Here is an 11,604-nt window from a genome sequence, read left to right as displayed (position 1 = left end):
CATGTCGATCAAGTTGATTCAGATAACAGATTGCCATCTAGGTTCGAAGACGCCGCCCGGGTTTGAACACAGTGCTGAGCAGCGGTTATCGGCCGTTGTACAAGCGCTCTTGTCCGAATCCGATATCGATCATCTGTTATTGACGGGGGACTTGGCCCAGTTTGGTGAGCAGAGCCAATACGATGCACTGGTTGCGCAGTTAGCCCCGTTGCAAGTCCCGCAGCATTGGATTGCTGGCAATCACGATGAGGCCGCGTTTCTGGCCGATAAGCCTTGCTTTAATCAACGTGTCATCTCTCTGGGCGATGGGTGGGGGCTGATATTATTAAACTCCATTGATGATCGGGATGGCAAAGGCAGTGGCTCCCTTGGTGTTGCAGAACGCGCGTGGTTAAATGAGACGCTTTTGCACACTCAAGGTCAGTTTGATCATCTTTTGCTGGCGGTTCATCACCCACCGGTCGCGGTTGGCAGTGCATGGCAAGATGCCATTTCGTTAGGTGATTCGGATTTGTTCGCCGAAGGTATCGAGAAGGATGATCGAATTCGCGGTATACTCTGTGGTCATCTTCATCAGGAACACTCGCTCACCTTTGCCAATACCAAGGTGTGGGTGACACCTGCCACCGCACATCAATACGTTGCTTACACCGCAACGCCAGTGCGGGATCACGACCCGGTCACTGGCTTACCTGCCTACCGAGTCATTCTGCTGAACACAGATGGACAGATCAAAACGTGGGTTGAGCGTGTGCCGCTTGCTTGAAACCCGCTTGCCGCTTAGGTAACGTTGAACGTTCTGTAAGGATAACCAGTATGCAGTCGCCGTTATTTATTTACATTCATGGTTTTAACAGCTCGCCATCTTCGGTGAAGGCTAGGTTGCTGAGTGCCTACTTAAAAACGCACGCCGATCAAGGCCGTTGCGTGGTACCGGCTTTATCCCATTGGCCAACCGAGGCGACTGCGCAGATAGAAGCCTTAATCGCCGCCGAGCAAGGTAAGCCGGTTGTATTGGTCGGCAGTTCTTTAGGGGGCTTTTACAGCCTGTACCTTACCGAGAAGCACTCAAACTGCACCAGTGTATTGGTAAACCCTGCGATTTATCCTTATCGGCTGCTGGCCGAATGGTTAGGTGACAATCACAATATTTACACGCACGAAGCTTATACGCTCACGCGGGATCACCTGCATCAGCTTGAAGCGCTTGCCGTAGGGCAGCTTTCGGACCCTTCGCGGTATTTACTCTTGTCGCAAACAGCCGATGAAACCTTGGATTACCGCGAAGGTGTCGCGTTTTTGCAAGGTGCACCACAATTTATTCAACCGGGTGGCTCTCATGGGTTTGATCGATTCGAAGATCTGATACCATCCATCATTCGCTTCGGGCATGGACAGATCGACCTGCCAGAACCGACCCCGTTACCCGCGTCTTTTTAATAGGATTTAGACACGCATGACCAAGCAATACAATGCCGGATCGATTGAAGTTCTCAGTGGATTGGAGCCGGTTCAGCGCCGCCCCGGCATGTATACCGAAACCGACCGACCGAATCACCTTGCGCAAGAGGTAATCGATAACTCCGTCGATGAAGCGCTGGCCGGTCATGCCAAACAGATTGACGTTATTCTGCATAAAGACGGTGGCTTATCGGTAACGGATGATGGTCGTGGTATGCCTGTTGATATTCACCCAGAAGAGGGCGTAAGCGGTGTGGAGCTGATCCTAACGCGCTTACACGCTGGGGGTAAATTTAATAGCGACAACTACCAGTACTCGGGCGGTCTGCACGGTGTGGGCGTATCGGTGGTTAACGCACTTTCTAAACTGTTAGAGGTGCAAATCCGCCGCGATGCCAAGGTGTATCGTATTGGCTTTGCCGATGGTGAAAAAGTCTCTGACTTAGAGGTAATCGATACCTGCGGTAAGCGCAACACCGGTACGACGGTGCGTTTTTTACCGGACCCTAAGTATTTTGATACCGCTAAGTTCAGCGTTTCTCGCTTAAAGCATAATTTGCGGGCCAAAGCGGTCTTATGCCCAGGTTTAAAAGTCACCTTTAATGATCAAAGCTCAGGCAAAAGCGATAAAGAAGAGTGGTACTACGAAGATGGTCTGAGTGATTATCTAAAAGGCACAACGCAAGTGTTCGAAACCCTCCCCGAGGATCCGTTTGTCGGTTCTTTGCAAGGTGAGATCGATGCGGTTGAGTGGGCTGTTCAGTGGTTACCAGAAGGTGGTGATTTAACCTGCGAGAGTTTTGTTAACTTGATTCCAACCGCGCAAGGCGGCACGCACGTAAATGGTTTTCGTACCGGCCTTTTGGAGGCGATGCGTGAGTTTTGTGAGTTCCGCAATTTATTACCGCGCGGTGTAAAGCTAGCACCCGATGATATTTGGGAGCGCTGCTGCTACATCCTGTCCGCCAAAATGCATGACCCTCAGTTTGCCGGTCAGACCAAAGAGCGCCTGTCCTCGCGTCACATTGCGGCATTTATCTCAGGTGTCGTTAAAGATGCGTTCTCTTTGTGGCTCAACAACCACGTTGAAGAGGGCGAAAAGCTGGCGGACCTTGTGATCAGTAATGCACAAAAACGCCTTCGTTCCAGCAAAAAAGTGGTGCGCAAAAAAGTCACCCAAGGCCCGGCTCTGCCGGGTAAATTGGCCGACTGTGCCGGTGGTGAAACGATGCGCTCTGAGCTCTTCTTGGTGGAAGGGGATTCGGCAGGCGGCTCGGCCAAACAAGCGCGCGATCGTCAGTTCCAGGCCATCATGCCGCTTCGCGGTAAAATTCTGAACACGTGGGAAGTGGAATCCGGTGAGATCCTTTCTTCCCAAGAAATTCACGATATTTCGGTCGCGGTGGGTGTAGAGCCTGGCTCAGATGATCTGGATGGTCTTCGTTATGGCAAGATCTGTATCCTAGCTGATGCGGATTCCGACGGTGCCCACATCGCCACCTTGATCTGTGCGTTATTTTTGCGCCACTTTAAACCGCTGGTGGCCGCAGGACATGTGTTTGTCGCTATGCCGCCTTTGTACCGAATCGATGTTGCAAAAGATGTGTACTACGCCTTAGATGATGCCGAAAAAGAGGGCATCTGCGAGCGCATCAAAGCCGAGCGTAAAAACGCCAAAATCGGTATTCAGCGATTCAAAGGCTTGGGTGAAATGAACCCCATGCAGCTGCGTGAAACCACGATGGACCCGGACACTCGCCGTTTAGTCCAGCTCACCATTGATCCTGAGGATAACCCTCACGAAATGCTGGATATGCTGCTGGCCAAGAAGCGTGCCTCTGACCGCAAAGAGTGGCTAGAGAGCAAAGGCAACTTGGCCGATTTGGCGTAATAGCCTCTTACCTTATTCATTAATGCATTACAGGGACGTTATGAAAACACTTAAAGTATCTTTGCTGATAGCTGCACTCTTGTTAACAGGTTGCGCATCTTACACCACCCCAGGTGGCGGTGTTCGTATGAGTGACTTGGCCGATGCAGAGATCAATGAGCTGATGTCTAAAAAGCCCGCTGCGATATTCCCCGTTAATATCGCGGTAGCTCGGGTGCAAGCACCGGGCTATAGCTCTTACCGTCAGGACTCCTTTGGCAATGGCCGCTACAGTGTGATCACCACGCGGGAAGTCGAAACCGAAGACGATTTCAAAGCCCTCGCTCAACTTGAGGGCGTCAAGGGCATTGCGCCACTCAATCGTTTATTGCTGCCAACCAAGTTGGACAGCATAAAATCACTCCGAGAAGCGTCAGCGCGCCTTAAAGCGGATATCTTATTAATCTACACATTCGATACACGCTTTCACGCGGGCGAGCAGAAGTTTGCTCCGTTAAATGTGATCTCGTTGGGTTTCCTTAAAAACAAAGAGCTAACCGTGACGACTACCGTATCGGCTGCTTTTTTTGATGTCCGTACCGAGTACCTTTACGGCCTTGCAGAAGCGACCGCGAAGGAGAGTAAGTATGCCAGCATTTGGGGAGAATCCAGTGCGGTGGACGATTTACGTGTAAAAACGGAAGCGATGGCCTTTAAGGGGCTGATCAAAGAGATCGATCAGTCTTGGCGCGGGATCTACACGCAATACGCGAAACCATAACCAACTTTACTCACTGAATTTGCGGGAATTTAAATTATGACGTTCAGTCGAGTCTTAGGGCTTTTCTTTGGTGTTGTTTTATCCATAGCAGGTCTCTCCAGTCTTGTTCAATCCGTTGATTTTGAGTCGATCATGCTTTCTGGGATGGGCATCATCCTTTTACTTTACGGGATTGGTATAGGTCGCTCTAAACAATCATCCGACCCATCTTCAAGCAGTCACTCAACCTCTTCTTCAAGCAGTCACTCAACCTCTTCTTCAAGTAGCTCTGATTCCAGTGGAGGCTTTTTTGACTTTGGTGGCGGTGGTTGCGACTCTGGCGGAGGTGATTCAGGCGGCGGTAGCTGCGATTAATCCTGTCTTTTTAGCCCTCATCTGAGGGCTTTTTGTTATTTACGACGCGTGTTCATAGTTTCTGGAACCTAAATAGATTTACAAGATCAGATCTCGTTCGCTTTGCTGTCAATGTGGTCAGCAAGCAGGCGTTCTGGTGAAGGAATCGAAATGGGATCCAATGGCCTCTTTGCAACACGGGCTATGTTTTTGTGCGCGGGTCTATCGATGGCCGCATGTGCGTCTTTATTTCCGCTGGTGAAAACCAGCGTTGGGGCGAACGATGCGGTGATGGGAGCGCTTCTATTTTGTTTAGGCGGTGGTGCCATGGTGGCCATGCCGCTCTCTGGGATGTTGGTTGCGCGTTTTGGGTGTCGCTTAGTGATGGTAGTCTCCATCTGTTTATTTTCGCTCGCGCTTTCATTATTACCGCATGCTACCTCATTGGCCCAGGCGGTTGCGCTCTTGTTGGTGTTCGGCGCAGACCTTGGTGCTACCGACTGTATTATGAACATCCAAGGTGCAATGGTAGAGAAAGAGCACCAGCGTAACCTGATGTCAGGCTTCCATGGCTTTTACAGTCTGGGCGGCATTGTAGGGGCGGGGCTGATGGTGGGTTTACTGAAAATTGGACTTGGCCCTGCGTTGTCCCGATTATGTTCTCAGCGGCTGGCAAGCAGCAGAACATGCCTCAGTCCTTGGCCATACCGGCTTGTCTCTACCTTAGGTTACTTAGGTGTATTGGCAGGCCCTGCGTTGGTTGGGCAAGTATCGAATGTGACGAGCCTACCGTTTGCCCTGTTAAGCGTAGTAGGGTTGATGATCTTCGCGACCTTACTTGTCTTTAAGGTGCGGGTTTGAAAAAGAAGCGGCGAGCGTAAAAAAGGTGGTGTATTGCACACCACCTGAACCTAATGAGCTTACTCGACGTCACTAAAAGCGTTTCTAAAAAAGTTAATCACTTCTTTAGTGGATTTCTTTGTCGTAGCGTAATCAGGAATCATTGGGACTTCGCATCCCGCCCCTTGGCAGGCATATGGGTCGTATACGACCTTGGCAGGTTCTAGGCGATCCCACGCATGGGTTGCGCCTTCGTACATCTTCAAAGTGAGTAATGACTGAGTTTCTTCAGGTAACGAGTTGATCAGTGTCTCACAAGAAGTAGGGGTGTCGTAGGCATCTTCTGTACCTTCTTGGATCAAGATAGGAGCACCGGTTAAGTTATAAAAACCGTAGCCTGGTACCGCATTGTAGCCCCAACAGATGGGGTAATGGGCAACGTGCGCTGCAATCTGTACATCGCTTCCCAGCCATTGATTGATCTCTTGGGTTGCCGAAAGCATCGACATGACGCCACCCCACGAAAAGCCGATCACACCGATTTTCTGACTGTCGACCTGAGGTAAGGTAGAAAGATATTTTAACGCACCGTAAAGCTCAGGTAGATTTTCATGAACAGAGCGAGGGCGGCCCGTTTCGCCTGCAACCCAGCCTCTAGCTCCCCACAAGTCTAACTCCAGTGTGGCAATGCCGGCTGCGTTAAGGGCACTCGTGTACTGTTCGCCACGCGAGTCAACGCCATTACTACCATGGAGTACTACTACAACCGGTAGTGCTTCCTCTTCGTGACCGGTGGGTACTTTCAACTCGGCCGCAACCGTAATTGGTTCAAAACTCGAATTCTCAACGGATTCGAACTGCACCAAATTGGTATACGGTCGTTCGGAGTAAAACTGATCAAATCGAATATTCTCGATTCGGGTAGGAATAGCAGAAACCGAGCTTGCGGCTAAAGAACATGCAAGGCCCATGGCTACGGCTTGGGCGGTCAGTAGACGTTTCATCCTTAAACTCCTTGAAACGTGGTTGGGGAAATCCATTTGCTGCAAAGAGTGTCGTTAAATCAGTTGAAAGTCAAAAATTAAACAAACGTTTAGTCGGTTTTTGTTCTCAAACCCCATCAAAAATAGGAAAAATGCTTATGGTTTGGGTCTTTAACGCTGTGCTACATTTGCCGCCCGGCTTGTGAGGGATGTTCAAGAAAGGGGATGAATGTCTGATCGAGCCATCTTTCTTTTCGATCTGTCTTAAAAGGATATCAAGGATGAACGCTTACTCTTCTTTCTTCAAAAAATACGCAACTTTCAGTGGCCGTGCTCGCCGTCAAGAATATTGGATGGCTTACCTGTTCAATATGATTGCTATCGTTTTACTCGTTGCAGTAGATACCGCTTTGTTAGGTTTAACTGAGCAGGGTGCTGGCATTTTGTCGGGTATTTATATGATAGCGATTATTATTCCATCGCTTGCTATCACTGTTCGCCGTTTGCACGATACTGACCGCAGTGGTTGGTGGATTTTTATTTCTTTAGTCCCACTGGTGGGTATTTTGCTGTTGGTCTTCATGTGCATGGAAGGTACTCGCGGCGAAAACCGCTTCGGTGCTGACCCTAAAGCGGATTCTGCACTGCCTGCGGCGGCGTAATCGCTTTAACCGATTCAAGAGGGGCGCTCGCTCCTCTTATTCCCCTTTTTACCGTTCACACCTCCTCGCTTAATTATTCTCTAACCCTCTAGGATCTTAAGGTTCTAAGTGACAGAGACTTGCTGAACAGGCAAGATACACCTCATTATTAGATTGTCTGATGATTCTTACTCTTTGTTTCAATAATGGGTTTTTTGCATGCTTGAAACTTCTACGGACGACAGCATTGAGCGTCTATCGTTAAAGGATTTTACGGAAAAAGCGTATTTGGATTACTCCATGTACGTCATCTTGGATCGCGCTCTGCCGCACATTGGTGATGGTATGAAGCCGGTTCAGCGTCGCATTGTGTATGCAATGTCTGAGCTGGGGCTAAAAGCGGCGTCCAAGCATAAAAAATCAGCGCGTACGGTCGGTGATGTATTGGGTAAATACCACCCACATGGCGACAGTGCGTGTTATGAGGCCATGGTCTTGATGGCCCAACCCTTCAGTTATCGTTACCCACTGGTGGATGGCCAAGGAAACTGGGGGTCACAAGATGACCCGAAATCCTTTGCCGCCATGCGGTATACCGAAGCGCGCTTAGCGCCTTACGCCGAAGTCTTGCTCAAAGAGTTGGGTTTAGGCACGGTTGAGTGGCAGCCAAACTTCGATGGCTCTTTGAAAGAGCCTGTGGTGCTGCCTGCGCGCCTTCCTAATGTGCTTTTAAACGGTGGTACGGGGATCGCGGTTGGTATGGCGACCGATATTCCGCCTCATAACCTTAAAGAGGTGGCAAACGCCTGTATCCACCTGCTGGATAACCCAAAATCGACTGTTGATGATTTGATTGAGTTTATCCCAGCGCCGGATATGCCAACCGAAGCAGAGATCATCAGCTCTCGCGAGGATCTTCGTAAGATCTATCACACCGGTCGTGGGTCGGTTCGTATGCGCGCGGTTTACACTCAGGACAACGGCGACATCGTTATTACCGCATTGCCGTATCAGGTCTCTGGCTCGAAAATTTTGGAGCAGATCGCTGCTCAGATGCAGCAGAAGAAGCTGCCTATGGTATCGGATCTGCGTGATGAGTCCGATCACGAGAGCCCAACACGCTTGGTCATTGTCCCTCGATCTAACCGGGTGGATATCGAGCAGTTAATGGCGCACCTGTTTGCCTCTACTGATCTTGAGCGTACCTACCGTGTCAACATGAACATGATCGGTATCGATGGTCGCCCTCAAGTTAAAGACTTGCGTCAGATTTTGGTCGAGTGGCTAAGCTGGCGTACCTCGGTTGTGCGTCGTCGCTTAGAGCACCGCTTATCCAAGGTCATGGATCGTTTGCACATCTTGGAAGGTTTGATGGTGGCTTACCTCAACATTGATGAGGTGATCGCGATCATTCGTTACGAAGACGATCCTAAAGCGGAGTTGATCAACCGCTTTAATCTCAGTGACATTCAGGCCGATGCGATTTTGGATCTGAAATTACGTCACTTGGCGAAGTTAGAAGAGTTCAAAATCACCTCTGAGCAAAACGAGCTCGAAGAGGAGCGCAAGCGTCTTGAGCAGATCTTAGGTTCAGATCAGCGCATGCGCACCCTGATCAAAAAAGAACTCAAAGAAGACATCGACACCTACGGTGATGATCGTCGTTCTCCGATTGTTGAGCGAAGCGAAGCGCAAGCGTTCAGTGAGAAAGACTTGCTCTCGGCCGACCCTGTAACCGTTGTCGTCTCTAAGCAAGGCTGGATTCGTGCTGCAAAAGGCCACGATATCGATGCCGAAGGCCTAAGCTATAAAGCGGGCGATGGCTTCAAATTAGCCTGTATGGGGCGCATGAACCAGCCGTTAATTTTGCTGGATTCAACCGGGCGAAGTTACACCTTGGATACCCATAACCTGCCATCGGCGCGCGGCCAAGGTGAGCCGATCAGCGGTAAGGTCACGCTGCCAAAAGGGGCGACCATCGAAGGGGCAACCACCGGTAAAGAGGACGATAAAATCCTTGTCGCGTGTGACGCAGGTTACGGGTTTATTACCACGATTGCGGACCTATCCAGCAAAACCAAAAACGGTAAAGCGGCCCTAACACTTCCGAAAAATGCTCAGGTCTTAGCGCCGATTGCACTTGAGGCGTTAGACGATGCGTTGCTCGCCGCCGTCACAAGTGAAGGGCGCTTGTTGGTGTTCCCAGTTACGGAGCTTCCGGAGCTTGCACGCGGTAAAGGGAATAAGATCATTAATATTCCATCGGTACGTGCATCCACCCGAGAGGAGTTGGTTACAGGCTTAACGGTGCTGTCTCAGGGCGCCTCGCTTAAGGTGCATGCGGGTAAGCAATACTTGAATGTATCTCCGGCTGATTTGGAGCACTACCGTGGGGAGCGCGGTCGTCGCGGTAATAAGCTGCCGCGTGGCTACCAAAAGGTGGATCGCTTAGAAGTGGTTGGGGATGAGGCCTCGTAAGGGTTCGTGTACCTAACCTTATGTATCTAAGCTGGTCGATACTAAAAAGGCTTCCCTAGGGAAGCCTTTTTTAATGCGTAAACGAGGTGTTATGCCTCATCTTCATCCTGCTTTCGCAGCAAATGAATGGCTTGTTTACGGAGGAGATCTTGATAACTATCACCCATGGATTGGATCAGCACTTTGTCCTCTTCTACGCGCTGGATGTTTGCTTGCTGCAATAGCGTGGATTTTAGGTGTGTTGCTTCCGTAAGTGCCGTGTGACTGATCAGATCATTAGATTGTGTTGTGCGGGTTAAAAAGAGTGCTTCCTCTTTCATGCGACCCGCTTTGGCTCGGTTGCCCCGTACAATGGCCGTGTGCAGATTCAACGTCGGCTGCATAACCTTGATGCGTGTTTGGTTGTACGCGCGGTAGATCAACGTGAACAGCTTGGCAGCACACAAAGCGTGAACTCCGTGGCCATCTTCGGCATCTTTTGTGTCAAACAGCAACTCCATATCGCCAGTCGCGTGTATTGTGATTTCACCACCATAAATACCGCTTACTTGTTTCAGTAGTTGCTCGTACATGCTGAGCAATAGCTCATGAAGTTCAGGCTCTACGTAGTCGCTGTGGCCGCTGGTCGCATCGATATAGATAAGATACGCGGCTTCCTCCGGTGGCAGAGTCAGCTCCAGTTGGTGCTCTAGGGTGTACAAGTCCAGCTGCTCTTCAGAGCGCGCAGGCTTGAAGGGCGCCGGTGTGTGCACTGGGCGCTCGCTCGGTTCGTGCTCGTCCACTTCAAAGGCTTCTTCAAGGGCGGGACGTTTAGCATTCACTGCACTGCCCGTCGGCTCAATCGGTTGTGGTACAAAGTGCGGCATCCGTGCTTCCTGATCGGGCTTTAATAGGGCGATTAACTCTTGTTGATCCAGATCTTCATCGACCGATTGAGTTTGATCATCTTCGTCGTACTCGGCTTCATAGTGATCAGTGTCATCGTCGTATTCTTCGTCCGTATCATCCTCTTCGGTGGCGTTGATATCGTCCTCTGCTCGAGGCTCATCTTCACTGTCTTGGAGGAGTGTATAGGCTTCAGTCTCAGGTAGCGGAGCAAAAAGAGGGTCGTTCTCATCGTCGACCTCTTGCGGGTTCAGTACCACTGGCGCTTCGTGCAGGTACTCTTCCACGACTTGCGCAGGAGGCGCTTCCATCAGGTGTGGTTTATCGTCAAGAGATTTGTCCGCAAGCTCCTGATTAAGCTGCGCTTTGAAGCTGTCGACCTCTTTTAGGGGGCTTGAGAAATCGGCGGTTTCAACGGTGCTGTCCGAAACGGGCGTGCTCAGCGTTTCGAGTAGCGCAGCGGCTTCACTCTCTTTTGGCTTATGATGCTCATCGTTGGATGGGGCTTCTGCTTGAGTTATCAGTCCTGCTTTTTCGTTGTCGTCTTCACTTTCGTTCTCTTCTTTGCTATCGCCTTCGCTATCGCCGATCAAGGCCAGAAGGTCGTTGTCGTCGGTGATCTGCTCTTTGACAGGTTCCGGCTCAGGTGTGAGTTCTTTTACTTTTTGTTCAAGCATTTTTAAGCGAAAGCTCATGGCGCGCGTGATCCACCATGCGACTAGCGCGGTCGCAAAGATGATCAAACAGGCCAGAATCGACGCTTGGGACAGCAAGGCACTGAAGCGTTCCGCATTTGGGACTTCATTTAGATAAACGGTGAGTCGGCCGGTTGTGTTGCGATCATTGCCGATCACAACGGTTTGTTCAGGGCCCACGAGATCGCCACTTTTTGCCAAGGTGGATTGGCTGACCGATTCTACTTTGGCACCGCGAATCAGTTCGGCTTCGGTTAATTCGGTGAGGACATAGTTAAGGCTAATGGAGTCTTCGGCCATCAAATAGGGCTGCAAGGATACCGCTGCTTGTCGGGCCAAGGCTTGGCCTTCGGATTGCGTGTCTTGAAGCGATAAACGGCTGGCTGCAAGCGATAAATACAGGCCTGCCAAAGCGGTTCCCACAAGGAGCACAACCAGTAAAACGATAACAGGACTGCGTAGGATAAGAGGTTTGAGCTGGGTCATGGGATATTCACAATGAAAAAGGCGATTCCTTGCCAAGGTGCGGATCAATAAGGCGTAAACCGGCAAATGATACCAGTAAGCGGAATTTTGGGGTATTCCTCTTTAACAATTCATGACCGAACCTTGTAAGCAGGGTATAATGCTCGGTTCT

At 50.3% G+C, this 11,604-nt stretch carries 10 protein-coding genes; 8 read left to right on the top strand and 2 right to left on the bottom strand.

Annotated elements, in window-relative coordinates:
* Window position 1: 1 nt before the first annotated feature.
* The 6 genes from ACXAF9_RS05930 to ACXAF9_RS05905 all read left to right on the top strand — a co-directional run bounded on the left by ACXAF9_RS05930 (window position 2) and on the right by ACXAF9_RS05905 (window position 5,306).
* Window positions 2-766 carry a metallophosphoesterase gene (locus ACXAF9_RS05930; protein ID WP_475071613.1) on the top strand — a complete coding sequence of 255 codons (765 nt, stop codon included), beginning with the start codon at window positions 2-4 and terminating at the stop codon, window positions 764-766.
* 50 nt (window positions 767-816) lie between these two features.
* Complete coding sequence (locus ACXAF9_RS05925; RefSeq protein WP_475071610.1) at window positions 817-1,440, top strand: YqiA/YcfP family alpha/beta fold hydrolase; 624 nt, start codon at window positions 817-819, stop codon at window positions 1,438-1,440.
* Window positions 1,441-1,456: 16 nt separating this feature from the next.
* Entirely contained in the window at window positions 1,457-3,352 is a 1,896-nt protein-coding gene (gene parE, locus ACXAF9_RS05920; protein WP_475071606.1) for a DNA topoisomerase IV subunit B, read from the top strand.
* Window positions 3,353-3,392: 40 nt separating this feature from the next.
* A complete protein-coding gene (locus ACXAF9_RS05915; RefSeq protein WP_475071602.1) occupies window positions 3,393-4,112 on the top strand; it encodes a hypothetical protein in 720 nt (239 codons plus the stop codon).
* Between the two features lie 36 nt (window positions 4,113-4,148).
* Window positions 4,149-4,466 (top strand): hypothetical protein, encoded by a 318-nt coding sequence (locus tag ACXAF9_RS05910; RefSeq protein ID WP_475071600.1) that lies wholly within the window; start codon window positions 4,149-4,151, stop codon window positions 4,464-4,466.
* Window positions 4,467-4,616: 150 nt separating this feature from the next.
* The gene (locus tag ACXAF9_RS05905; RefSeq protein WP_475071597.1) at window positions 4,617-5,306 is read left to right on the top strand and encodes an MFS transporter; all 690 of its coding nucleotides are present in this window, start codon (window positions 4,617-4,619) and stop codon (window positions 5,304-5,306) included.
* Window positions 5,307-5,365: 59 nt separating this feature from the next.
* Here the strand turns inward: ACXAF9_RS05905 and ACXAF9_RS05900 are convergent, their stop codons facing one another.
* Window positions 5,366-6,289 (bottom strand): dienelactone hydrolase family protein, encoded by a 924-nt coding sequence (locus ACXAF9_RS05900; protein WP_475071595.1) that lies wholly within the window; start codon window positions 6,287-6,289, stop codon window positions 5,366-5,368.
* A gap of 260 nt (window positions 6,290-6,549) precedes the next feature.
* Here ACXAF9_RS05900 and ACXAF9_RS05895 point away from each other — a divergent pair, with 260 nt between their 5' ends.
* Complete coding sequence (locus ACXAF9_RS05895) at window positions 6,550-6,930, top strand: DUF805 domain-containing protein (RefSeq protein WP_475071593.1); 381 nt, start codon at window positions 6,550-6,552, stop codon at window positions 6,928-6,930.
* A gap of 198 nt (window positions 6,931-7,128) precedes the next feature.
* A complete protein-coding gene (gene parC / locus ACXAF9_RS05890; protein WP_475071591.1) occupies window positions 7,129-9,387 on the top strand; it encodes a DNA topoisomerase IV subunit A in 2,259 nt (752 codons plus the stop codon).
* Between the two features lie 89 nt (window positions 9,388-9,476).
* Here parC and ACXAF9_RS05885 read toward each other — a convergent pair whose 3' ends face one another.
* The gene (locus ACXAF9_RS05885) at window positions 9,477-11,453 is read right to left on the bottom strand and encodes a hypothetical protein (protein ID WP_475071589.1); all 1,977 of its coding nucleotides are present in this window, start codon (window positions 11,451-11,453) and stop codon (window positions 9,477-9,479) included.
* Between the last annotated feature and the right edge of the window lie 151 nt (window positions 11,454-11,604).

It is taken from the genome of Neptunomonas sp. ABH4_499 (assembly GCF_056160565.1).
The sequence above is the reverse complement of the archived record's forward strand: the minus strand, read 5'-3'. Positions and strand labels throughout refer to the sequence as shown.